Source organism: Amycolatopsis sp. NPDC098790 (genome assembly GCF_044759945.1).
GTDB lineage: Bacteria > Actinomycetota > Actinomycetes > Mycobacteriales > Pseudonocardiaceae > Amycolatopsis.
Window position 1 is genome coordinate 193248 of the sequence record NZ_JBIWAI010000005.1, and the last position, 21952, is coordinate 215199.

The 21952-nt window shown below is 73.0% G+C and carries 28 protein-coding genes; 17 read left to right on the top strand and 11 right to left on the bottom strand.

The features are described 5' to 3' along the window. Nucleotides 1–355 precede the first annotated feature (355 nt). Together ACIQWX_RS34475 and crcB are read left to right on the top strand one after the other, a co-directional pair. Nucleotides 356–742 (top strand): fluoride efflux transporter FluC, encoded by a 387-nt coding sequence (locus ACIQWX_RS34475; protein WP_400880278.1) that lies wholly within the window; start codon nt 356–358, stop codon nt 740–742. Further along, nucleotides 739–1113 (top strand): fluoride efflux transporter CrcB, encoded by a 375-nt coding sequence (gene crcB, locus ACIQWX_RS34480; RefSeq protein WP_400880281.1) that lies wholly within the window; start codon nt 739–741, stop codon nt 1111–1113. Before ACIQWX_RS34475 ends, crcB begins: the two co-directional genes overlap by 4 nt. On the opposite strand, the gene ACIQWX_RS34485 is transcribed toward crcB, so the two are convergent. The 6 genes from ACIQWX_RS34485 to ACIQWX_RS34510 are packed head-to-tail and all read right to left on the bottom strand — an operon-like array spanning nt 1110 to nt 6268. Further along, nucleotides 1110–1490, bottom strand: a complete 381-nt coding sequence (locus tag ACIQWX_RS34485; RefSeq protein WP_400880284.1) for a hypothetical protein — start codon at nt 1488–1490, stop codon at nt 1110–1112. The genes crcB and ACIQWX_RS34485 overlap by 4 nt on opposite strands. 57 nt (nt 1491–1547) lie before the next feature. Next, a complete protein-coding gene (locus ACIQWX_RS34490; protein ID WP_400880287.1) occupies nt 1548–2498 on the bottom strand; it encodes an LLM class F420-dependent oxidoreductase in 951 nt (316 codons plus the stop codon). Then, on the bottom strand, nt 2495–4594 hold the full coding sequence (locus ACIQWX_RS34495) for a prolyl oligopeptidase family serine peptidase (protein ID WP_400880290.1): 2100 nt from the start codon (nt 4592–4594) through the stop codon (nt 2495–2497). The genes ACIQWX_RS34490 and ACIQWX_RS34495 overlap by 4 nt, the downstream gene beginning before the upstream one ends. 20 nt (nt 4595–4614) lie before the next feature. Beyond that, complete coding sequence (locus tag ACIQWX_RS34500) at nt 4615–5466, bottom strand: PPK2 family polyphosphate kinase (protein WP_400880293.1); 852 nt, start codon at nt 5464–5466, stop codon at nt 4615–4617. A gap of 17 nt (nt 5467–5483) precedes the next feature. Next, nucleotides 5484–5951 carry an SRPBCC family protein gene (locus tag ACIQWX_RS34505; protein ID WP_400880295.1) on the bottom strand — a complete coding sequence of 156 codons (468 nt, stop codon included), beginning with the start codon at nt 5949–5951 and terminating at the stop codon, nt 5484–5486. After that, nucleotides 5948–6268 (bottom strand): ArsR/SmtB family transcription factor, encoded by a 321-nt coding sequence (locus ACIQWX_RS34510; protein WP_400880297.1) that lies wholly within the window; start codon nt 6266–6268, stop codon nt 5948–5950. The genes ACIQWX_RS34505 and ACIQWX_RS34510 overlap by 4 nt, the downstream gene beginning before the upstream one ends. Before the next feature lie 144 nt (nt 6269–6412). Here ACIQWX_RS34510 and rocD point away from each other — a divergent pair, with 144 nt between their 5' ends. Beyond that, nucleotides 6413–7645 (top strand): ornithine--oxo-acid transaminase, encoded by a 1233-nt coding sequence (gene rocD, locus ACIQWX_RS34515; protein ID WP_400880299.1) that lies wholly within the window; start codon nt 6413–6415, stop codon nt 7643–7645. A gap of 116 nt (nt 7646–7761) precedes the next feature. Next, on the top strand, nt 7762–9111 hold the full coding sequence (locus tag ACIQWX_RS34520; RefSeq protein WP_400880302.1) for a DUF2252 domain-containing protein: 1350 nt from the start codon (nt 7762–7764) through the stop codon (nt 9109–9111). Here the strand turns inward: ACIQWX_RS34520 and ACIQWX_RS34525 are convergent. Then, the gene (locus ACIQWX_RS34525) at nt 9098–9976 is read right to left on the bottom strand and encodes an FAD-dependent oxidoreductase (protein WP_400880304.1); all 879 of its coding nucleotides are present in this window, start codon (nt 9974–9976) and stop codon (nt 9098–9100) included. The two genes, ACIQWX_RS34520 and ACIQWX_RS34525, sit on opposite strands and share 14 nt — an antisense overlap. A gap of 68 nt (nt 9977–10044) precedes the next feature. Between ACIQWX_RS34525 and ACIQWX_RS34530 the strand changes: the two genes are divergently transcribed. After that, the gene (locus ACIQWX_RS34530) at nt 10045–10596 is read left to right on the top strand and encodes a phosphatase PAP2 family protein (protein WP_400881434.1); all 552 of its coding nucleotides are present in this window, start codon (nt 10045–10047) and stop codon (nt 10594–10596) included. Here ACIQWX_RS34530 and zapE read toward each other — a convergent pair. Continuing rightward, nucleotides 10550–11569, bottom strand: coding sequence for a cell division protein ZapE (gene zapE, locus ACIQWX_RS34535; RefSeq protein ID WP_400880307.1), 1020 nt, complete (start codon nt 11567–11569; stop codon nt 10550–10552). The two genes, ACIQWX_RS34530 and zapE, sit on opposite strands and share 47 nt — an antisense overlap. Before the next feature lie 90 nt (nt 11570–11659). Here zapE and ACIQWX_RS34540 point away from each other — a divergent pair, with 90 nt between their 5' ends. The 11 genes from ACIQWX_RS34540 to ACIQWX_RS34590 all read left to right on the top strand — a co-directional run bounded on the left by ACIQWX_RS34540 (nt 11660) and on the right by ACIQWX_RS34590 (nt 18535). Then, on the top strand, nt 11660–12397 hold the full coding sequence (locus ACIQWX_RS34540) for a pyrimidine reductase family protein (RefSeq protein WP_400880310.1): 738 nt from the start codon (nt 11660–11662) through the stop codon (nt 12395–12397). Then, nucleotides 12394–12948 carry an RNA polymerase sigma factor gene (locus tag ACIQWX_RS34545; protein WP_400880313.1) on the top strand — a complete coding sequence of 185 codons (555 nt, stop codon included), beginning with the start codon at nt 12394–12396 and terminating at the stop codon, nt 12946–12948. The genes ACIQWX_RS34540 and ACIQWX_RS34545 overlap by 4 nt, the downstream gene beginning before the upstream one ends. After that, nucleotides 12948–13361, top strand: coding sequence for an Asp23/Gls24 family envelope stress response protein (locus ACIQWX_RS34550; RefSeq protein ID WP_400880316.1), 414 nt, complete (start codon nt 12948–12950; stop codon nt 13359–13361). Before ACIQWX_RS34545 ends, ACIQWX_RS34550 begins: the two co-directional genes overlap by 1 nt. 89 nt (nt 13362–13450) lie before the next feature. After that, nucleotides 13451–13888, top strand: a complete 438-nt coding sequence (locus ACIQWX_RS34555) for an Asp23/Gls24 family envelope stress response protein (protein ID WP_400880319.1) — start codon at nt 13451–13453, stop codon at nt 13886–13888. Further along, nucleotides 13885–14115 (top strand): hypothetical protein, encoded by a 231-nt coding sequence (locus tag ACIQWX_RS34560; protein WP_400880321.1) that lies wholly within the window; start codon nt 13885–13887, stop codon nt 14113–14115. The genes ACIQWX_RS34555 and ACIQWX_RS34560 overlap by 4 nt, the downstream gene beginning before the upstream one ends. Before the next feature lie 38 nt (nt 14116–14153). Continuing rightward, nucleotides 14154–14330 (top strand): hypothetical protein, encoded by a 177-nt coding sequence (locus ACIQWX_RS34565; RefSeq protein WP_086674141.1) that lies wholly within the window; start codon nt 14154–14156, stop codon nt 14328–14330. Next, complete coding sequence (locus ACIQWX_RS34570) at nt 14327–14677, top strand: hypothetical protein (protein ID WP_372668066.1); 351 nt, start codon at nt 14327–14329, stop codon at nt 14675–14677. The genes ACIQWX_RS34565 and ACIQWX_RS34570 overlap by 4 nt, the downstream gene beginning before the upstream one ends. Nucleotides 14678–14679: 2 nt before the next feature. After that, complete coding sequence (locus tag ACIQWX_RS34575; RefSeq protein ID WP_400880326.1) at nt 14680–15216, top strand: DUF6286 domain-containing protein; 537 nt, start codon at nt 14680–14682, stop codon at nt 15214–15216. Further along, nucleotides 15213–15812, top strand: coding sequence for an alkaline shock response membrane anchor protein AmaP (locus ACIQWX_RS34580; protein WP_400880329.1), 600 nt, complete (start codon nt 15213–15215; stop codon nt 15810–15812). The genes ACIQWX_RS34575 and ACIQWX_RS34580 overlap by 4 nt, the downstream gene beginning before the upstream one ends. Nucleotides 15813–15838: 26 nt before the next feature. Further along, nucleotides 15839–16918 carry an ATP-dependent DNA ligase gene (locus ACIQWX_RS34585; RefSeq protein WP_400880332.1) on the top strand — a complete coding sequence of 360 codons (1080 nt, stop codon included), beginning with the start codon at nt 15839–15841 and terminating at the stop codon, nt 16916–16918. A 69-nt stretch (nt 16919–16987) separates the two neighbouring features. Continuing rightward, entirely contained in the window at nt 16988–18535 is a 1548-nt protein-coding gene (locus tag ACIQWX_RS34590) for an alpha/beta hydrolase (protein WP_400880334.1), read from the top strand. 51 nt (nt 18536–18586) lie between these two features. Here the strand turns inward: ACIQWX_RS34590 and ACIQWX_RS34595 are convergent, their stop codons facing one another. Beyond that, a complete protein-coding gene (locus tag ACIQWX_RS34595) occupies nt 18587–18829 on the bottom strand; it encodes a DUF2630 family protein (protein ID WP_372668071.1) in 243 nt (80 codons plus the stop codon). Between the two features lie 85 nt (nt 18830–18914). On the opposite strand from ACIQWX_RS34595, the gene trxA reads away from it, so the two are divergent. After that, nucleotides 18915–19286 (top strand): thioredoxin, encoded by a 372-nt coding sequence (gene trxA / locus ACIQWX_RS34600; RefSeq protein WP_364446342.1) that lies wholly within the window; start codon nt 18915–18917, stop codon nt 19284–19286. A gap of 49 nt (nt 19287–19335) precedes the next feature. On the opposite strand, the gene ACIQWX_RS34605 is transcribed toward trxA, so the two are convergent. Together ACIQWX_RS34605 and pruA are read right to left on the bottom strand one after the other, a co-directional pair. Then, nucleotides 19336–20265 (bottom strand): proline dehydrogenase family protein, encoded by a 930-nt coding sequence (locus ACIQWX_RS34605; RefSeq protein ID WP_400880339.1) that lies wholly within the window; start codon nt 20263–20265, stop codon nt 19336–19338. Between the two features lie 12 nt (nt 20266–20277). Further along, a complete protein-coding gene (pruA, locus tag ACIQWX_RS34610) occupies nt 20278–21906 on the bottom strand; it encodes an L-glutamate gamma-semialdehyde dehydrogenase (RefSeq protein WP_400880342.1) in 1629 nt (542 codons plus the stop codon). Nucleotides 21907–21952: the final 46 nt, after the last annotated feature.

Genomic DNA, 21952 nt, shown 5'->3' on the forward strand with positions numbered 1-21952 from the left:
GTGGCCGGGTCCGGACCGCCTCGGCCGGCCGCTCGCTCGCCACCCTCCGCGACCAGTGCCGCCGCTACCGCTGCCGGGCCGCCGGCCGGGATGGGGCCTCCGCGTTCCGCCACTCCCGCCGCCATTCCGCGCAGGGCCGCCGGGATCAGCTCGCCGAGCCGTTGCGCGCCGCCGTTGCCGCCGGCCAGCCCGTCTCCGCGCATGTACCCGCCTTCCTTAGGGTTGCCTTGCCTACGCTGAGCAACAGTACGGCGACCGACGGCTGCCTGTCACCCGGCCCCGTCCCAGGATGCTCGACCGGGTGGCGGGGACGCGTCGGCCATCGGGAGTAGGTTCACCGCGAGGAGGTGATCGCGTGCCCCGGTGGGACGTCCTGGCGGCCATCGGCGCCGGCGGCGCGCTGGGCAGCCTCGCCCGCTACGGCCTGTCCGCGGCGATCCCGCACGCCCGCGGCGAGTTCGCCGTCGCGACGCTGCTCACCAACGTCCTCGGCTGCCTGCTCATCGGCGTCCTGATGGCGCTGCTCGCCACCACCGCGCACCCCCACCCCCTGCTCCGGCCGTTCCTCGGCGTCGGCATCCTCGGCGGCTTCACGACGTTCTCGACGTTCGTGACCGACACCCTCGACGCGGCGACGACCGGGCGGATCCTCGGTTCCGCGCTATACGTGCTGGCGTCGGTGGCGCTGTGCCTGGCGGCGGTGACGGCCGCCCTGACGGCGACCCGCGCGGTGCGGAAGTGACCGTGCTCCTGGTCGCCCTCGGCAGCGCGGCGGGGTCGATCCTGCGTTACCTGACCGACCTCCGGGTGCAGGCGTGGCGGAAGTCGCCGTTCCCGTTCGGGACGCTGACGGTGAACGTCGTGGGCTCGTTCATCCTCGGGTTCCTGAGCGGCTGGCTCCTGCGCGGCGCGGAGCCGTCGTCAGTGCGCGCGTTGGTGGCGGTGGGCTTCTGCGGCGGGTTGACGACGTTCTCGACGTTCGGCTACGAGACCGTGCGGCTGTTCTCGGAGAAGGCGCGGCGGTACGCGGTGCTGAACGTACTGGTGACGGTGGTCGCGGGGCTGGTTTCGGGGACGCTGGGGTTGCTCTTCGCCACCGCGGTCTTCGCCTAACCGCGGTCCCGCCGCCCCAGCCGCCGCTGCACGCGGCCGAGCGCCTCGTCCAGGCGCCTCGCCTGGCCGTCTTCGCGGGCCGCGCGGTGCTCGAGCTTCCACTCCACGTACTCGGCCAACGTCGTGTCGGCCTCCTTGCGCTTCACCCGGCGGCGTCTACCCAACAGCCGCAGCTCGGCCGCCTCGGCGCGGACCTCGTCGGGCACCCCGGTCGCCGCGCGCAGCGCGAGGCTCTCCCGCGCCCGATTCGCGCGGCGGGCGAACGCCTTGCTGCGCGGCAGGTTCTTGCGCGTCGACTTGGCGTTCTCGCCGTAGTCGTCGCGGCGGTCCTTCAGATAGCTGAGCCGCTTCTTCTCCTGCGGCGACTTCCGTTTCATCCGTCCCTCCTCCGGCGCCCAGGAAACACCCGGACACCGGAGGGAGGCAACGAAATATCAGCGCGGCGCCAGTCCGCGCACCTGCTCGAACGGATCCCCGCCGGTCGGCAGCAACGCGATGATCGGCGTCGTCAACCCGTTGTCCACATAGGACTGCACCTGCTCCCGGCACGACTCCACGCTCCCGTGGATCACCAGCTCGTCCACGACCGAATCCGGGATCACCTGGTTCGCCTTCTGCCGGTCGCCGGCCGCCCAGGCTTCGTGCATCGGCGCCAGCGCCTCACCTCGGCCCAGCCACTCGTGGAACGCCGCGTACACCGGGACCGTCAGGTAGCTCGAAATCAGCATCCGCCCCAAGCCGCGCGCTGCCTCGGCGTCCTCCGTCGGGCAGACGAAGATGCGGGCCGCCAGCTCGACGTCCGGGCCCACCACCGAGCGCACCTTCGGGACGTCCGATGCCGCCAGCCAGTTGGTGATCGCGCCGTCCGCCTCGCGGGCCGCCAAGCGGAGCATGCCCGGGCGCAACGCCGCCAGCATGATCGACGGCGGCGGGTCGGCCGGCCGCTCCAGCCGGAACTTCGAGACCGCGAACGTGTCGTACTTCTCGCTGACCTTCTCCCCCGCCAGCGCCGTCCGCAGGAACCGCAGCGTGTCCCGCGAGCGCGCGAACGGCTCGTCGAACGAAGCCGCGTTCCACTGGGAGACGATCACCGGGGACGACGCGCCGATGCCCAGCACGAACCGGCCGGGCGCCAGCTCCGCCACCGTCGCCGCCTGCATCGCCAGCAGACCGGGGCCACGCGTGTACACCGGGACGATCGCGGTGCCGAGCCGCAGCTGCGGCGCCCACTGCGAGGCCAGGACCAGCGGCGTGAACGCGTCGGTGCCCGCCGTCTCCGCCGTCCACGCGTCGGTGTAGCCCAGGTCCGGCAACTGCTCGACCATTTCCCGGTGTGCCGTCAGCGGCACCCCGGTCAGCGGGATCGTGAGGCCCCAGCGGCTCATGCGTTCTCCTTGTCCACGGCGGAAAGCTCGCGCAGCAGCCAGTCGACCTGCGTGCGCATCAGGTTCTCCGCGACCTCTTCGGCCTGCGGCGTCATGTGGGTCGCGCCCGCCAGTGGCAGGAACACGTGCGGCCGCCCCTTCGCCAGCAACGCCGACGACAGCCGCAGGGAGTGCGCGACGAACACGTTGTCGTCGGCCAGCCCGTGCACGATCAGCAGCGCCCGGCTCAGCTCGCCCGCGCTTTCGATCAGCGAGTTGTGCGCGTAGCTCTCCACCTCGTCCTGCGGCTTCCCCAGGTACCGCTCGGTGTAGTGCGTGTCGTACAACGACCAGTCGGTGACCGGCGCGCCCGCGACCGCCGCGTGGAACACGTCCGGGCGCCGCAGCACCGCCAGCGCCGACAGGTACCCGCCGTACGACCAGCCGCGGATCGCCACGCGTTCCGAGTCCAGCTCCGGGAACTGCGAAGCCGCCGCCTGCAGCGCGTCCACCTGGTCCTGCAGGGTGACGTCGGCGAGGCGCCCGGCGATCTCCCGCTCCCACACCGCGCCCCGGCCCGGCGTGCCGCGGCCGTCCGCGACGAGCACCGCGAACCCCTGGTCGGCCAGCCACTGCGACGTCAGGAAGGCGTTGCGGCTCTGCAGGACGCGCTGCGCGTGCGGCCCGCCGTACGGGTCGAGCAGCACCGGCAGCCTGCCCTCGCTCGGCTCGTACCCGCGCGGCAGCAGCAGCGCCGCGCGCAACCCCCGCTCCCCCAGCGTCAGCCAGGTCAGGTTGGGCACGATGTCCGGGTCCACAGTGGACGCCTCGATCGACGCGACCGGCGAGCCGTCGCGCAGCACCGAAACCCGCGGCCCGCTGTGTTCGAGGCTCCACGACGAAAGCACGGTGACCGCGGCGTTCCCGGCGCCGTGGTGCACGCCGTCCACAGTGGACAGGCGACGCACGGAAGCACCGTCGGTCCGGAACACGTGGATCTGCGTCGGGTCCTCTTCGGACGCACTGAAGAGGATTTCGTCGCCGACGTCGAGGACGGCGCGCAGCTGCAGCCCGGCCGGCGTGACGGCCTCGCCGCCGACGAACAGCCGGTGGTCGCCGTCCACCATGCCCTCGACCACCAGCCGGCCGTCGGGCGTCCACGCCGGGACGCCGCCGACGATGTCGATCCAGTGCTGGTCGGACGCCGTGTGCAGCACCGACGTCGAGCCGTCGGCGACGTCCAGCGCGAGGACGTCCATCCGCTTCTGGTCGCGCGGCTGCACGGCGAGCAGCGGCGCGCCGCCTGCCGACCAGTGCACCGTCGCCAGATACTCCCACTCCCCCGGCGCGACGTCGACGCGGGAGCCGTCGAGACCGAGGACGGCCAGGGAGACGAGCGCGTTCGTGGTGCCCGCCGCCGGGTAGGCGACGACGTTGGCCGGGTTCTGCGGGTTGGCCGGGTCGGCGATGGTCCAGCGCGGCACCGGGCCGCGGTCGGAGCGCTCGGCGAGGACGCTGCGGCCGTCCGGTGCCCACCAGTAGCCGCGGGTGCGGTCCATCTCCTCGGCCGCGATGAACTCGGCGAGGCCCCAGGCGATGTCCTCGCCGTCCTCCTCGACGAGCACGCGGTCGTCGCCGGTGGCCAGTTCCATGACGTGCAGCCGCCGGTTCCGCACGTACGCGACGTGCGTCCCGGTCGGGTTCGGCCGCGGGTCGATCACCGAGCCGTCGACGCGCAGCGTCACCTCGCCGGACGCGAGGTCCAAGGTGTACAGCTTGCCCGAGAGCGAGAACGCGGCGACCGTGAAGCCCGCGTCCACGCCGTAGTGGACGACGCCGCCACCGGTCTCGCGGGCGCGTTCGCGGCGCGCCCGTTCTTCGGCAGGCAGCTCCTCCTCGCCGGGCAGCAGCTCGGCGGCGTCGACCAGCTTCGTCTCGGCGCCGGTCGCCAGGTCGGCCGACCAGAGGCTGTGCCGGGGGTCGGTGCCCGACTCCGCGCGCAGGAACAGCACGCGCGAGGCGTCCGGGGCGACCCGGAACTCCTTCGGCGCGCCGAGGGTGAAGCGCTGGGTCCGGGCCTGCTTGCGGAGGAACGGGAGGTCGTCGACATCGGTCACGTCCGCACTCTTTCAGACGATCAAGCGGATACGCCAACGCCCTTCAGCTTCGCCAGCTCCGCGTCGACGTCGAAGCCGGGCTCCGGCAGCACCGGGTCCAGCTCGGCGAGCGTCTCGAGGAGCAGTTCGGCGACGGCCCAGTTCCGGTACCACTTGTGGTCGGCGGGCACGACGTACCAGGGCGCGTGGTCGGTCGACGTCCTCTTGAAGATGTCGGCGTAGGCCTCCTGGTAGGCGGGCCAGTGCGAGCGCGCCTCGAGGTCGCCCGGGTTGTACTTCCAGTGCTTCTCCGGGGTCTCCAGCCGGGCCTTGAGCCGCTTGAGCTGCTCTTCGGGCGAGAGGTGCAGGAACACCTTGACCACGGTGGTGCCGGCGTCGGTCAGCTCCTTCTCGAAGGCGTTGACCTCGGTGTAGCGCCGGCGTCGTTCGGTGGCGCTGAGCAGCCCCGACACCCGCGGGACGAGGATGTCCTCGTAGTGCGAGCGGTCGAAGACGCCGATCTGCCCGGGCGCGGGCAGCTGCTTGCGGATCCGCCACAGGTACTCGTGGCGCCGCTCGGCCGCGGTCGGCTTCTTGAACGCCGCGTAGTGCACGCCCATCGGGTTGACCAGGCCGAGCACGTGCGAGACCGTGCCGCCCTTGCCCGAGGTGTCCATGCCCTGCAGCACGAGCAGGAGGCTGCGGGTGCCGCCGCCGACGCCCTCGGCGTAGAGCGACTCCTGCAGCGTCGAGAGCCGCTCGCCCGCCCCCTCGAGCTTGGCCAGCGCCTTGGGCTTCTTGCCGGGGCCGACGGGGGTCGAGCCCGGGTCCGGCAGCTCCGCGCCTACGCGCAGCGCGTCCCGGACCCGGCTTCCTGTGTCCTTCTTGGCCATCCGCCGAAGCTACCCGCTCAGGCGGCGGCTTTCTCGGCGAACAATTTCAGCAGCGCGCCGTGCCCGCCCTCGCCCGAGACGCCTTCGCGCACCTTGGCGCCGGTTTCGCCGTGCCGCTCGAAGTTCCGGTGCTCCAGTTCGACGCGGGTCGAGCGCGGTCCCTCTTCGACGAACCTGACCTCGATCTCGCTGGCGTTGGCCGGGTCGGGGTCGATCCGCCAGTCGCCGTCGATCCGCCACGACAGGACCACCCGGGCGGGTGGCTCCCAGACGAGCACCTCGCCCCACTGGCACTCGGCGCCGTCCACGGTCCTTTCGTACCAGCGCCCGCCCGGCTTCGGCTCCAGGACGGCTTCGGCGAGCTCGCCCGCGCCGATGTGGTGCTGCCGCGGCCACCAGCTGTCGAAGGCCTCGGTGTAGGTCTTGAACGCGTGCTCGCGCGAGCAGGCGACGGTGATCGTCTTGCGGATCGGATCCAGGGTCATGACTGCTCCTCTTCGGTGGATTCCGCCAGTTCGGCGAAGGACTTCAGCGCGTCCGACCACATCCCGTCGAGGTAGGCGCGCAGGGCGGCGATCCCGGCCGGTTCCAGCCGGTAGAGCCGCTTGGTGCCGACGGCCCGGTCGGCGACCAGGCCCGCCGCCTTGAGCACCTTCAGGTGCTGGGAGACGGCCGGGCGGCTGATCGGCAGGTCCGCGGCCAGCTCGCCGACCGCGCGCGGCCCGTCGCGCAGCGCTTCGAAGATCGCGCGGCGCGAAGGGTCGGCGAGGGCGGCCAGCTGGTCGCTTCCGTAAGTCGCCACGAACGGTAAGTTACGGCTTACCAATGCGGTCGTCAACGCCTGCGCAGCGTTTCGGGGGTCGCCGGCGCGGATTGCGCAACGAACGACGGGTGAAAGCAACGATTCCCGGCTGAACTCTGCGTCTTCTGCCCTTAACCTGAACGCATGACGACGTTCGCCGGCCGGGAGACCGCCGCCCCCACCGCCGCGAGCTTCATCGAGCTCGACGAGCGGTGGAGCACGCACAACTACCACCCCCTGCCCGTCGTGGTCGCCGAAGCCTCCGGTGCTTCGGTGACCGACGTCGAAGGCCGCTCCTACCTGGACTTCCTGTCCGGCTACTCGGCCCTGAACTTCGGCCACCGCCACCCGGACCTGGTCGCCGCCGCCGTGGACCAGCTCGGCCGCGTCACGCTGACGTCGCGCGCGTTCCACCACGACCAGCTGGGCCTGTTCTGCCGCGAGCTGGCCGAGCTGACCGGCACCGAGCTGGTGCTGCCGATGAACTCGGGCGCCGAGGCTGTCGAATCCGCGGTCAAGATCGCCCGCAAGTGGGCGCACCGGGTCAAGGGCGTGCCGGACGGCACCGCCGAGATCATCGTCGCCGGCTCGAACTTCCACGGCCGGACGACCACGATCGTGTCGTTCTCGACCGACGAGACCGCGCGCGCCGACTTCGGCCCGTTCACGCCGGGCTTCGTCACGGTGAAGTACGGCGACGCGGCCGCGTTGCGCGACGCGATCACCCCGCGCACCGCCGCGGTGCTGCTGGAGCCGGTGCAGGGCGAGGCCGGCGTGATCGTGCCGCCGGAGGGCTACTTCGCCGACGTCCGCGCGGCCTGCGACGAGCACGGCGTGCTGCTGATCGCCGACGAGATCCAGTCCGGGCTGGCCCGCACGGGCACGGTGCTGGCGCTGGACCACGAAGGCGTCCGCGCCGACGTGTACACACTGGGCAAGGCCCTCGGCGGCGGCATCATGCCGGTGTCCGCGGTGGTCGGCCGCCGCGACGTGCTGGGCGTGCTGAAGCCGGGCGAGCACGGCTCGACCTTCGGCGGCAACCCCCTGGCCTGCGCGATCGGCCGCGCGGTGGTCAAGCTCCTGGCGACGGGTGAGTTCCAGCAGCGCTCGACGGAGCTGGGCGCGCACCTGCACGCGCGGCTGAACTCTTTGGTCGGGGCCGGGCTGTCCGAGGTCCGCGGCCGCGGCCTGTGGGCGGGCATCGACATCGCCCCGGGCGGGCCGTCGGGCCGCGAGGCGTCGGAAGCGCTGGCCGGCCGCGGCGTGCTGTGCAAGGAGACGCACGAGCGCACGCTGCGCGTGGCGCCGCCGCTGGTGATCACGCGCGAGGAACTGGACCGCGGCATCGACGCGATCGCCGAGGTCATCCGCCCCTGAGACGTCCGGATGCCGCCGGGTGAGCCTCCCGCCCCGGCGGCATCCGGAGCACAACGCGGCCGGGTGACGACCGGCGCCCCGGGAGCAGATCGTCCCCTTCGGACGTTGTGCCCGGTATGGGATTCGGGGAGCGCCCGCTGGTGGGCACCAACAGCGTCACACCGAGCGAGCTGTACGAGCAGGGGAAGCGGCTCCGGGAGAAGGTCCCGGCCACCGCGCACGACCACGAGGCCGCGGCGAAAGACCGGCCGAGCGCGACGCAGTACTTCGAGGCCACCAACGCCGGGCGTCTTCCCGAGCTGGCCGAACTCCGCCGCGAACGCATGCTCGCGTCGCCGTTCACCTTCTTCCGCGGCGCCGCCGGGCTGATGGGCGCCGACCTCGCCGGTACGCCGGACTCCGGGCTGACCGCCCAGCTCTGCGGCGACGCCCACGCCGCCAACTTCGGGCTCTACGGCACGCCCGAAGGCAAGATCGTGATGGACATCAACGACTTCGACGAGACCGTCCCGGGTCCGTGGGAGTGGGACCTCAAGCGGCTCGCCGCCAGCCTCGTGCTGGCCGGGCGCGAGGGCGGCATCGGCGAGTCCGGCTGCCGCGAGGCCGCCGAAGACGCCGTCAAGTCCTACCGCCGCACCATCCGCGCGCTCGCCGAGCTACCGTTCCTGCGCAGCTGGAACGCCCTGCCCGACTCCTCCGTCCTCAGCAAGGCCCGCGCCGACGAGCTGATCGACGACTTCGCCGACGCCGCCGAGAAGGCCCGCAAGAACGACAGCGCGAAGGTCTCCGCGAAGTGGACCGAGCGCGTCGACGACCACGAGACCGGCCTGGCGCGCCACCGGTTCGTCGAGGACCCGCCGGTCCTCACCCACGTCGACGACCGGACCGCCGAAGCCGTCGCCGCCGGCCTGGTGTCCTATGTGGACACCCTGCGCGAGTCGAGGCGGACGCTGATCGAGCGGTACCGCGTCGCCGACGTCGCCTTCCGCGTGGTGGGCACGGGCAGCGTGGGCCTGCGCAGCTACGTCGCCCTCCTGCACGGCAACGACGACGAAGACCTGATCCTGCAGGTGAAGCAGGCGGCGAAGCCCGCGCTGGCGCCGTACCTCGACGTGCCGGCGACAGACCACGAAGGCCGCCGGATCGTCGAGGGCGCCCGGCTGGTGCAGGCCGAGACGGACATCCTGCTCGGCTGGACCACGATCGACGGCGTGCCTTACATCGTCCGCCAGTTCCGGAACCTCAAGGGCGACATCGACCCGGCGGAGCTGGAGAAGGACCATTTGGACGACTACGGCCGGCTGGCGGGCGCCCTGCTGGCCCGCGCGCACACGCGGTCACTGCACCCGAAGCTCCTGGCGGGCTACTTCGCCGACGACTCCGAATTGGACGAGGCCATGGGCGCGTACGCGGTCCGGTACGCCGACCAAACGGAAGCCGACCACGCCGCTTTCAGCTCGCGCTGAACAGCTCGACGACGTCGGCCGCGCAGCCCCACGCCAGGGTGATCCCCGAGCCGCCGTGGCCGTAGCAGTGGACGACGTCGCCCGTCCGCTCCAGCCGGATCACCGGCCGGAACGGGCGCAGGCCCACCGCCGACCGCAGCACCTCCGCTCCCGCCAACGCCGGGACCAGCTCGCGGCAGCGCCGCACGATGTCCGTCGTCACGCCCGGGTTCGGGATCGTGTCGCCGCGGCCCGGCTCCTCCGTTCCGCCGCACACCACGTGCGTGCCGTGCGGGATGACGTACGTCACGCCCGGCCCCGTCTCGTCCACCAGGAACTCGGACAGGCCCGGGTCCACCAGGTGCACGACCTGCCCGCCGATCGGGACCATCGAGCCGTCGCCCGCCAGCGGACCCGCGGCCAGCCCCGCCGCGTTGACCACCACGCCCAGCCCCGACAACGACGTCAGCGGCCGGTATTCGACGCGCACGCCCCGCGCGATCACCTGCGCCAGCAACCACTCCAGGTACACCGGCGTGTCGACCAGCGCCGTCGTGAACACCAGCCGGTCGCCGTCGCGGACCGGGTCGATCATCGCCGGGAGCCACTGCGGCTCCGGCTCCCCCGACGCCAGCAGGACCCGGCCGCGCCGGAACCGCACCCCGGGCGCCTCCTGCGACCGCAGCACGTCCAGGGTCTCCGCCGTCCACCGCGCGATCCGCTTGTCCGGGCGGCGGATCGGCGGGTACAGCACCCCGCCCGCCACCGCCGACGTCGACTCCGCCGGGCCGGCCGCCGCGACGACCGTCACGTCGTGTCCCGCACCGGCCAGCCGGTACGCGCAGCTCAGGCCGATGATCCCGGCCCCCGCCACCGTGATGTGCATTCCCGCATCGTGGCAGACGGCCGCCTGACGGCGTCGCGGCTACCCTCGCGCGGGTGAGGACGATGTGGGTGCCGGCCGCGGTCTGCGGGCCGCTCGCGCTGCTGCTGGGACTGCCGTTCGCCGGCGGCACGACCCCGGGCGCGGTCGACGCCGTCGCCGCCGGCTGGACGGCGCACCTGAGCCCCGGCGTGCTGCGCGTGCTGGTGTTCCCGACCGAGCCGTACGTCGTGTTCGCGCTCGGCGTCCTCGGCGTCGTCCTGTGCCTGCGCGCGGGCCGGAAGCCGGAGGCCGCGCTCGCGCTCGCGGCGCCGCTGCTGGCGATCCTGCTGACCGCCGTCCTGCTCAAACCGCTGTACGACCGGTGGAAGAACGACACCCTGGTCTACCCGAGCGGCCACACCGTGAGCCTGGTCGCGGTGCTGACGGTGCTCGTGCTGGTCACGCGCAAGGTGGTCGTGGTGGTGCTGAGCGCGCTGGCGCTGCTCGCCGCCACGGCCGGGCTGGTCGGCCTCGGCTACCACTACCTCACCGACGTCGCCGGCGGGACGCTGTTCGCCGTCGCGGTGGTTCTGCTCAGCTGGCCGGCGCCGCGTCGCGAGCCAGCGCCGTCAGCCGGCTGACCGCGCGCAGGTACTTCTTGCGGTAGCCGCCGTTCACCATCTCCTCGGTGAACAGCGACGGCAGCGGCTCGCCCGAGACGACCACCGGGATGGCGCGGTCGTAGAGCCGGTCGGCGAACGCGACCAGCCGCAGTGCCACGTTCTGGTCCGGCGCCGGGTGGATGTCCCGCAGGTGTACCCGGGTGACGCCGTCGAGCAGCCGTCCGTAGCGGGAAGGGTGCAGCGAAGCCAGGTGCTCGACCACCGCGTCGAAGTCGTCCACAGTGGACCCTTCGTGCGCCGCGACGGACTCTTCGAGGACGTCCGGCGAAACCGGCGGTGGCGCGTCCGGCAGGCCGCGGTGGCGGTAGTCCGGGCCGTCGACGCGCACGACGCCGAAGCGGGCCGAGAGCGTCTGGATCTCGCGCAGGAAGTCCTCGGCGGCGAACCGGCCTTCGCCGAGCTTCTCAGGGAGCGTGTTCGACGTCGCCGCGACGTGCACGCCCGCGTCCATCAGCTCCTGCAGCAGCCGCGTGACCAGCGTGGTGTCACCGGGGTCGTCCAGCTCGAACTCGTCGATGGCCAGGATCCGGTGCTCCGACAGCCGCCGGACGGCCTCGGCGAAGCCCAGTGCGCCGACCAGGTGGGTCAGCTCGACGAACGTGCCGTACGCCTTGGGCGAGGGCGCCGCGTGCCACGTCGAGGCGAGCAGGTGGGTCTTGCCGACGCCGAACCCGCCGTCGAGGTAGAGCCCCATCGGGCCGGCCGGTTCGGACGACCCGCCGAAGAGCTTGAAGCGCTTCTTCTCCTTGCGCGCGCCCACCTTCGCCGCGAACGCTGAGCACGCCTCCACCGCGGCCGCCTGGCTCGGCTCGTCCGGATTGGGGATGTACGTCTCGAACCGGACGGCGTCGAAGCGCGGCGGCGGCACCAGCGCGCCGATCAGCTCGTCGGAGGACAGCTCGGGACGGCGGTCGGCGAGGTGCGCGGGCATGGTCGCAGAGCCTAACGGCGGGCCCCACCCCGTCGGGTGGCGATGTCCCCCGGTCGAGACGCACTTCACGCCCGTGCTGGGATTGTGGACGTGCGGAGCGTGTGGCCTTCTTCGACGGGCGAGCTGACCGGGGTCGACCTCGAAGCGATCTACGCCTACCCGGCGGACCTGGACCGCCCCTGGGTGCAGGTCAACTTCGTCGCGTCCGCGGACGGCGCCGTCGAGGTCGACACGACCTCCGCCGGCCTTTCGCACGCCGCCGACCGCAAGGTCTTCCTGCTCGGGCGCGATCTCGCCGACGTGATCCTGGTCGGCGCCGGCACCGCCCGCGCGGAGGACTACCGCGGGGTCGTCGCGGGCCCGAAGCGCCTCGAACGCCGGCGCCGGCTCGGGTTCGACACCGTCCCGCCGATCGCCGTCGTGACGCGCACGGCCGATCTCGACCCCGCGTCCCGGCTGTTCACCGAAACCGTCGTACCCCCGATCGTGGTGACCACGAAGACCGCCAGAACCTGGCCGTTGGAGGCCGCCGGAGCGGAGATCCTGCGCGCCGGGGACACCGAAGTCGACGTCCGGCGCGCGCTCGACCTGCTCGCCGCGCGCGGGTTGCGCCGCGTCGCGTGCGAAGGCGGGCCGCGGCTGTTCGGGCAGCTCGTCGAAGCCGATCTGGTCGACCAGCTGTGCCTCACGGTCGCGCCGCTGCTCGTCGCCGGGAGCGCGTCGCGGATCGCGGCCGGGCCGGTCTCCGTGCCGCGCCGGCTCGCGCTGGCGTCGATCCTGGTCGAGGACGGCTTCACGCTCCTGCGCTACCGCCGGGACGCCGGGTGAACGACGACGCCGACCTGGTCGCCAAGGCCGCGGCCGGCGACGACGCCGCGTTCGGCGCGCTCGTGCGCCGGCACACGCCCCGGATGTACCGCGTCGCGCTGCGGATCACCGGCAGCGCGGGCGAGGCCGAGGACGTCGTGCAGGACTCGTGGCTCGCCGCGTGGCGCGCCCTGCCCGGCTTCCGCCACGAATCCGCGGTCTCGACGTGGCTCTACCGCGTGGTCACCAACAGCGCGCTCGCGCTGCTGCGCCGCCGCCGTCCCACGGTCTCCCTCGACGAGCCCGCCGACCGGTCCACTGTGGACACCGCGTTGCTCGCCGCCGCGGTCCCGGGGCCCGAAGGCCGGGTCGTGCGGGCCGAGGAGGTCGACGCGGTGCTGCGCGCGATCGGCAGGCTGGAGGTCTCCCAGCGGGTGCCGCTGGTGCTGCGCGAGCTGGAGGGGCTGAGCTACGAAGAGGTCGCCGAAGTGCTCGACGTGAACGTCGGCGCCTTGCGTTCCCGGCTGCACCGGGCCAGGGTGGCGCTGCTCGCCGAGTTGAGGGAGCGGTGATGGCCGAGCAGTCCGACCCCGAGCGGGACCCCCGCTGGGACGCCGTGCGCCGGGCGGCCGCACGCCGGGTGCCGACCCCGCCCGGCCTGGTCGAACGCGTGCTGCGGGCCGTCGCGCGCGGCCGCCGGACCGCCGTCGAGGTGCCCGGCGACGACGGCGACCTGCGGGTCGCCGAAACCGTCGTCACCCGGCTGGCCACGGCGATCGCGGGCGAGCGGGCGCCGGCCGGGGTGCGGGTTTCGGCCGTCGCGGTCGAGGACGACGCCGTGCAGGTGCTCGTCTCGGTCCGGTTCGGCGTCGCCGCCGACGAAGCCGCCGAGGCGTTGCGGCGGGACGTCACCGCGGAGCTGGCCCGCCAGCTCGGGAGCGAGGCGACGGTGAACGTGCACGTCGTGGACGTCCACCGGGACTGACTTTCCCCCGATCGGGTGAGTCTGCGTGAGGTTTGCGCGCCCGCGGGCATCGTACGGGCGAGAGACCGCCGCGAGAGGAGCCCGCACGCATGCACCCGGAACGGATCGAAAGCCCCGGCACGGTGACCCCGCTCAACGAGGAGGGCGCCGCCGGCCGCACCACGATCTCCTCGCTGGTCGTGCAGAAGGTCGCCGGCCTGGCCACCCGCGAGGTCGCCGGGGTGCACGCACTGGGCGGCGGCGGGGTGTCGCGCGCGATCGGCGCGCTGCGCGAACGCATCCCCGGCTCCGGCACGGTCAGCACCACCGGCGTGGCGGTGGAGGTTGGCGAAAAGCAGACGGCGATCGACCTCGACGTCATCGTCGAGTACGGCGCGCGCATCGTCGACGTCGCCCGCGCGGTGCGCCGCAACGTGATCACCGCGGTCGAGCAGATCACCGGCCTCGAGGTGATCGAGGTGAACATCGCCGTCAACGACATCCACCTGCCCGGCGAGGAAGAAGCCGAATCGACGCGGGTGGAATGAGCGGGGCCGATCCCGCGGGCCGGGCGGCCTTCCGGGAGTTCGTGCGCACCCACCACCCCGACGTGGGCGGCGATCCGGCGGTGTTCGCCGCGGGGCTGGCCCGGTTCCGCGCCGGGGAGTCCGAAGTGGACTCCCGCTACGACGCCCCGGTGCGCTTCACCGCCCGGCGGCGCGGGATCGCCGCGCTGCTCGCCCGCTTCCGCCGCCGCCCGCCCCGGGTGCGGTGACCGCGCTTCCCGCGCGAAGGACCGTCCAAGGAGGACAAGTGAACGCAACGCAGACCGGGCTCCTGGCCGGGCTGATCCTCGGCCTCGCCGCGTCCCAGGGGTTCACCGCGTTCCTGGTGACCCTGGCCGTCGGGATCATCGGCCTGGTCGCCGGCCGGGTCCTCGACGGCGAGCTCGACCTCGGCGAGCTCTTCGGCAAGGGCCGCGACAAGTGAGCCGCGTCCTGGACGTCCCGCGCGAGCTCGCCGAGCCCGCCGAGCGCGGCACGCTCACCGTCGGGCACGCCGTGGTGCGCAAGGTCGCCCAACACGCCGCCGACCAGGTCCCCGGGACCGCGAGCGACGGCAAGAAGGGGGCCAAGGCGAAGGTCGGCGGGCTCGACAACGACGTCGACCTCGCGCTGGACCTGGCCCTGCAGTACCCGGCGCCGGTGCGGACCGTCGTCGGCGTCGTGCGCGAGAAGGTCACCGAAGAGGTCGAGCTGCTCACCGGCTACCACGTGCGCACCCTCGCCGTGACGGTGTCCGCGCTGCGGCCCGCGGTGGCGCCGAGGGTGCGGTAGCCGTGCGCCTGTTCGTCCGCCTCCTTTCGACGTTGCTCGGGCTGGCCTTCGCCGCCGCCGGCGCCCTGCTCGCCCTGGAAGTCGGCTGGCACTGGTGGCGCCCGGCCGCGGACCCGCTGCTCGTGCCGTGGCCGCGCTGGCAGGCGCAGCTCGCGTCGCTGGGCTGGGACGCCTACGCGGTGCGCGTCGGCGCCGGCGTGCTCGCCGCCGCGGGCCTGGTCCTGCTGCTGTGCGCGCTGGCCGCCGGGAACCGCGCGGTCCGGCTCACCGACCCGGCCGACGAAGTGAGCGTCTCGACGTCGCCGCGTTCGCTGGCCCGGCTCGTCGGGCTCACCGTGCGCGCGCAGGACAACGTCGCCGGCGCGACGGTCACCGCCAGCGCCCGCCGCGTCCGGGTCCGCGCGAAGAGCACCCTCGAAGCCGAGGGCGAGCTGCGTCCGCGGCTGCTCGCAACCGTGTCCGCGCTCCTGGACGACGTCCCCTTGGCGCGACGGCCGAAGGTGTCGGTCGTCGTCGACTCCCCGAAGGACCGCCGATGAGCAAGTCGATCGCCGCGAAGGCGCTTTCCCGGTCGTACGCGGGCGAACGCACCGGCGTGTTCCTCGTCGGGCTGCTCGCGCTGCTCGGCGGGGCGCTGGCCCTCGTGGTCGGCTTCGGCGTGCTCGGCGAGTTCCGCGGGCGCCGTCCGCTGCTCGACCCGATGGCCCTCGACTGGCTCGGCGGCCACGCCACCCCCGCCCGGATCGCCGCCATCGTGCTCGGGCTCCTGCTGGTCGTCCTCGGCCTGCGCGGCACGCTGCGCTCGCTGCGCCCGGAACCGCGGCCCGACCTGGACCTCGACCGCACCGAAGGCGCCGAACTGGTCGTCACCGCCGCCGCGATCTCCGGCGCGGTCCAGGCCGACGCCGAACAGCTCGACGGCGTCAGCCGCGCCCGGGTCCGCGCCGTCGGCTCCCGGACGTCTCCCGCGTTGCGCGTCACGCTGTGGCTGCACGAGGGCACCGACCTCAAGAGCGTCTGGGAAGACCTGGATTCCCGCGTGCTGACCAGGGCCCGCGAGTCGCTCGGCCTCGACGTCCTGCCGACGGCCGTCCGCCTGGAGCTCGACACGAGCAGCGCGAAACGCGTGCGCTGAACGGCGTCTTTCCGCAGAATGCCCGCATGCCCCTACCGCTGCAGCCGCCGCTGAAGCCGATGCTCGCCAAGCCCGCGAAGGCCATCCCGGACTCCGGGGGCCTGCTGTTCGAACCGAAGTGGGACGGCTTCCGCTGCATCGTCTTCAAGGACGGCGACGAGCTGTACCTGCAGTCCCGCGCGGAAAAGCCGCTCAACCGGTACTTCCCGGAGGCGGTCGCGCGGCTGCTGGAGACGCTGCCGCCGCGGGTCGTGCTGGACGGCGAACTCGTCGTCGCGCGCGGCGGCCGGCTGGACTTCGACGCCCTCACCGAGCGCATCCACCCCGCCGAAAGCCGGATCACGCTCCTGGCGGCCGAGCAGCCCGCCGAGTTCGTCGCCTTCGACGTCCTCGCCCTCGACGACGAGTCCCTGCTCGACGAGCCGACGTCGACCCGCCGCAACCGGCTCGTCGAGCTGGCCGGCGACCGCTTCCCGCTGACGCCGGCGACCACCGACCCGGACACCGCGCGGCACTGGTTCGAGCTGTTCGAGGGCGCGGGCCTCGACGGCGTCATCGGCAAGCCCCTCGACGAGCCGTACACGCCCGGCAAGCGCGTGATGGTCAAGTACAAGCACCTGCGCACCGCGGACTGCGTCCTCGCCGGGCTGCGCTGGCACGTCGACGGCGGCCCCGGCGAACTCGTCGGGTCGTTCCTGCTCGGCCTGCACGACGAAAAGGGCGTGCTGCACCACGTCGGCACGGTCGGGTCGTTCCCGAAGGAGCGCCGGCGCGAACTCGCCGAAGAGCTGGCGCCGCTCGTCACCGACGGCGAAGACCACCCGTGGGGCGGCCGCGCGACCGGCGAAGCCCAGCGGATCCCCGGCGGCGTCACGCGCTGGCGCGCCACCGAACACGAGTGGGTGCCGCTGCGGCCCGAGCGCGTCGTCGAGGTCGCCTACGAGAACACCGAAGGCGGGATGCCGTCGCGCTTCCGGCACAACGCGCGGTTCAAGCGCTGGCGGCCCGACCGCGAACCCGCGTCCTGCGACTACAGCCAGCTCGACGAGCCCGCCCGCTACGACCTCGACGCCGTGTTCCGCGGCCAGGTCGTGCGGACCCGCTAACCCGCGTCCCACACCGGCCGTGCGAAGCTCGGCAGTACCCCGCCCTTGATCGACGTGAGGATCCCGCCCGTGCGCCGCCGCCGTACCCGTCTCCTGGTCGCGCTGCTCGCCCTGGCCTCCGCCGCGGGCTGCGCCGCGGGGCCGTCGGTCCGCCCGGCGCTGGTCGAAAACGACGGGAAGACGACGTCCGCGGCACCGTCCGGCACCCCGTCGGTGCCACTGCCGCCGCTGACCGAGCCGCAGTCGCCGTCGCTGCGGTGGGCCGACTGCGACGACGACACCCGGCAGCGGATCGGCACCCCGGCCGTGCCGGACAGCCTGCACTTCACCTGCGCCCGGGTCACCGCGCCACTCGACGCGCCCGGCGAGGCCCGGCGCTCGGTGGTGCGGTTGCTGGCGCTCAAGGTCGGCACCGGGCCGATCCCGCTGGTCGTGGTCAACGACGTCGACGGCGACCCGGGCACGGTGTACGCCGCGCGACTGGCCGCGACGCTGCCGCCGGCGTTCCTGGCGAAGTTCTCGCTGATCGGCCTGGACCGGCGCGGGACCGGGCTGTCGGCGCCCGTCCAGTGCGTGCCGCCGGACATCCGGCACGACCTGATCGACGCCGACCCGGGCCAGGGCGACCTGCAGGACGTCCTGGACGCGGCGCGCAAGGCGGGTCAGCAGTGCGCGATCGAGCTGGACGACTCCCAGACCGCGCTGGACAGCTGGCGCGGCGCGGGCGACCTGGAGGAGCTGCGGAAGGCGCTGGGCTCGGACCGGCTCAACGCGCTCGGCCGCGGCGACGGCTCGAAGCTGCTGTCGGAGTACGCCGTGCGTTTCCCGGGGCAGGTCGGCCGGATGGTCCTCGACGGCGTCCCCGACCCGGGCCCGGACACCGCGGCGGTGCTGGACGCGGTCGCGGCCGGCGCGCAGACGACGTTGGACGCGTTCGCCGCGGACTGCGCGGCCCGCAAGTGCCCTCTCGGCGACCCGAAGGCGGCCTTGACCGCGCTCGCCGAGCAGCTGCGGGCCGTGCCGCCGACGACCGACGACGCCGTCGCGTTCGGGCCGGGCGTGGCGATGTACGCGGTCTATTCGGGACTCTCGCAGCGCTCGCGTTGGCCTGAGCTGGCGGACGCGATCGTGGCGGCGCGGGGCGGCAACATCACGCCGCTGGCGGCGTTCGCGGCCCCGGTGCTGCACGACACGCGCGCGCAGCCGTCCCGGCTCGACGCGACGATCGCGACCCGCTGCAACGACAGCCAGACGCGGCTCTCGGCCGACCAGCTCGACCAGGTGGCGGCGGGGATGCGGGCGAAGTACCCGCAGTTCGGCACGGTCGTCGCGCAGCAGCTGGCGTGGTGCGGGCCGTGGCCGGTCCGGACCGAGCCGCTGCCCCCGGCGGGCGCGACGGGCGCTCCGCCGATCCTGGTGGCGGCCACGGCGGCCGACCCGCTGACCCCCCAGGTGGGCAGCACCCGCGCGGCGGACCAGATGCCGACGGCGGTGACGATCACCTGGCAGGGCGCGGGCCACGGCGCGGTGGGCACGTCCCCGTGCGTGACCGAGGCGGCACGCGCGTTCCTGGTGGACGGCAAGGTCCCCGTCGACGGCACCCTCTGCCCCGCTTGACCCCTCGTGAGTGGGAAACAGGGTTAGAACACTGTTTCCCACTCACGAGCGTCACTGGCGGTAGGACTCCACCTCGGAGACCGGGCGGGCCTGCGCGTCGTCCGGGTTCTCGTGGAACTCCGACTTCGCCCGGCGCTGGCGGAGCAGGTCCCAGCACTGGTCGAGCTGCTGCTCGACCGCGGTGAGGCGGTCCTTGTCGCCGCCGCTCAGCCCCACGCCGACCGAGCGCGACCGGAGTTCGTGCTCCTCCGCGATCAGCTCGTCGATCCGGCCCAGGATTTCGCCGTCGGCCATCTGTTCCTCCTCTTCACGGGTGCTCGGGTGCAGACGCTACCCCGGCTCCGGGAATTCCCGCCGCGTCCACGTCGTTGACCAGGGCATGAGCACCGTTGAGCTGACTGCCGAGAACTTCGACCAGACGGTTAACGACCACGAGTTCGTCCTGATCGACTTCTGGGCGAGCTGGTGCGGGCCGTGTCGCCAGTTCGCACCGGTCTACGAGAAGGCGTCCGAGAAGCACGACGACATCGTGTTCGCGAGCGTCGACACCGAAGCGCAGCAGCAGCTCGCCGCCGCCTTCGACGTCCGCTCCATCCCGACGCTGGCCATCATCCGCGACAAGACGCTGATCTACGCCCAGCCCGGCGCGCTGCCCGAGCCCGCCCTCGAAGAGCTCATCAAGCAGGCTCGCGAGGTCGACATGGCCGAGGTCAAGCGCAAGGCCGCCGAAGCCGAGGCCGAACAGGCCTGACCACCACCACACGACGAAGGCCGCCCCGCGGGGCGGCCTTCGTCGTGGTTCAGGAGCGCGTCGCGAGCCCGCGCAGGAAGAACGCCAGGTTCGCCGGCCGCTCGGCCAGCCGCCGCATGAAGTAGCCGTACCACTCGTCGCCGTAGGGCACGTAGACGCGCATGCGCGAGCCCGCGGCCGCGATCCGCGCCTGCTCCTCCGGCCGGATGCCGTAGAGCATCTGGAACTCGTGGTCGTCGTCCTTCCGGCCGTTCTCGTCGGCCAGCGCGGCGGCGATCTCGATCATCCGCGGGTCGTGCGAAGCGACCATCGGGTAACCCTGTCCCGCCATCAGGACGCGCAGGCAGCGGACGTAGGACTTGTCCACTTCGGACTTCTCCTGGAACGCGACCGACTCCGGCTCGGCGTACGCGCCCTTGCACAGCCGCACCCGCGAACCCGGACCCGACAGCTCGCGGCAGTCCGCCTCGGTCCGGTGCAGGTAGGCCTGCAGCACCGCGCCCACCCACGGGTACTCGCCGCGCAGCTCGCGCAGGATGCCGAGCGTCGAGTCCGTGGTGGTGTGGTCCTCCATGTCGAGCGTCACGGTGGCGCCGACCGCCTCGGCCGCCGCGCAGATCTTCCGCGCGTTCTCCAAGGCGACGTCCTCGCCGTTCGACGGCAGGAACTGGCCCACGGCCGACAGCTTCACCGAGACGTCGGCACCGTCAGCCAGCCCTTCGGCCGCCAGCGCCGACAACACGGCTTCGTAGGCCGCGACGGTCGACGCGGCCTGCGCGGCGTCGGTCGTGTCCTCGCCCAGGTGGTCGAGGGTGATCCGCCGGCCGTCCGCGGCCAGTTCCCTGGCGACGCGGACGGCGTCGGCGGTCTCCGACCCGGCGACGAACCGGCGCACCACGGATCGCGTGGCGGGCACGGCCTCGACGAGCGCCCGGATCTTCCGGGAGCGGGCGGCGGCGAGCAACGGGGCACGCAACATGGCGGGTCCTCCTCAGCCCTGGTGCGGGTAGCGCACGGAGGTCGGCGGGACGAAGGTCTCCTTGATCGAGCGCGGGCTGGTCCAGCGCTGCAGGTTGAAGATCGACCCGGCCTTGTCGTTGGTGCCCGAGGCCCGCGCGCCGCCGAACGGCTGCTGGCCGACGACGGCACCGGTCGGCTTGTCGTTGACGTAGAAGTTGCCGGCGGCGAACTTCAGCGCCTCGGCCGCCTTCGCCACGGCCGTGCGGTCGTTGGCGATGATCGCGCCGGTCAGCGCGTACGCGGCGGTCTCGTCGACGAGCTTGAGCACGGCGTCGAAGTCGCCGTCTTCGTAGACGTGCACCGAGAGGATCGGGCCGAAGTACTCGGTCGAGAAGATCTCGTGCTTCGGGTTGTCCGACACCAGGATCGTCGGCTTGACGAAGTACCCGACGCTGTCGTCGGCGGTGCCGCCGGTGAGGACCTCGACGGAAGCGTCGTTCTTGACGCTCTCGAAGAGGTTGGTGTGCTTGGCGAACGCACGGGCGTCGATCACCGCGCCGCCGAAGTGCGACAGGTCGGTGACGTCGCCGTAGGACAGCGCCTCGGTCTCGGACACGAGACCGTCCTTCAGCTTCGTCCAAAGGCTGCGCGGCACGTACGCACGCGACGCGGCGGAGCACTTCTGCCCCTGGTACTCGAAGGCCCCGCGGACCAGCGCGGTGCGCAGGACGTCGACGTCGGCCGACGGGTGCGCGAGCACGAAGTCCTTGCCGCCGGTCTCGCCGACCAGGCGCGGGTAGCCGCGGTAGCCCGCGATGTTCGCGCCGACCGTGCCCCAGAGGTGCTGGAACGTCGCGGTCGAGCCGGTGAAGTGGATGCCGGCCAGGTCGCGGTGGGTCAGGGCGACCTCGGAGACGGCCTTGCCGTCGCCCGGCAGCAGGTTGATGACGCCCGGCGGCATGCCCGCCTCTTCGAGCAGGCGCATGGTCAGGTGCGCGGCGAACGACTGCGTCGGCGACGGCTTCCACAGCACCGTGTTGCCCATCAGCGCGGGCGCGGTCGGCAGGTTGCCGGCGATCGCGGTGAAGTTGAACGGCGTGATCGCGTAGACGAAGCCCTCGAGGGGCCGGTGCTCCAGCCGGTTCCACACACCCGGCGAGCTGATCGGCTGCTCGGTGAGGACGCGGCGGCCGAACTCGACGTTGAAGCGCCAGAAGTCGGCGAGCTCGCAGGCGGAGTCGATCTCGGCCTGGGTCGCGGTCTTGGACTGGCCGAGCATGGTGGCGGCGTTGAGGGTGGCGCGCCACGGGCCGGTCAGCAGGTCGGCGGCGCGCAGCAGGATGGCGGCGCGGTCGTCGTAGGACAGCGCGCGCCACTCCGGCGCGACCTTCGCGGCGGCGGCGATGGCGTCGGTCGTGTCCTGCTGGGTGGCGCTGTGGATGGTGCCCAGCACGTGCCGGTGGTTGTGCGGCTGGACGACGTCGATCTTCTCGCCGCCGCCGGGGCGCTGCTCGCCCCCGACGGTGACCGTCAGGTCGAGCGGTTCCGCCTGGCCCAGCCGCTTGAGCGCACCCTCGAGTTCGGCGCGCTCAGCGCTGCCCGGCGCATACGTGAGCACCGGCTCGTTCTTCGGGGCGGGGGTCTGGGTCACGGCGTCCACGGCGGCTCCTCTGCCTTTCCTCTACGTCTCTTGATGCCCCGAACGG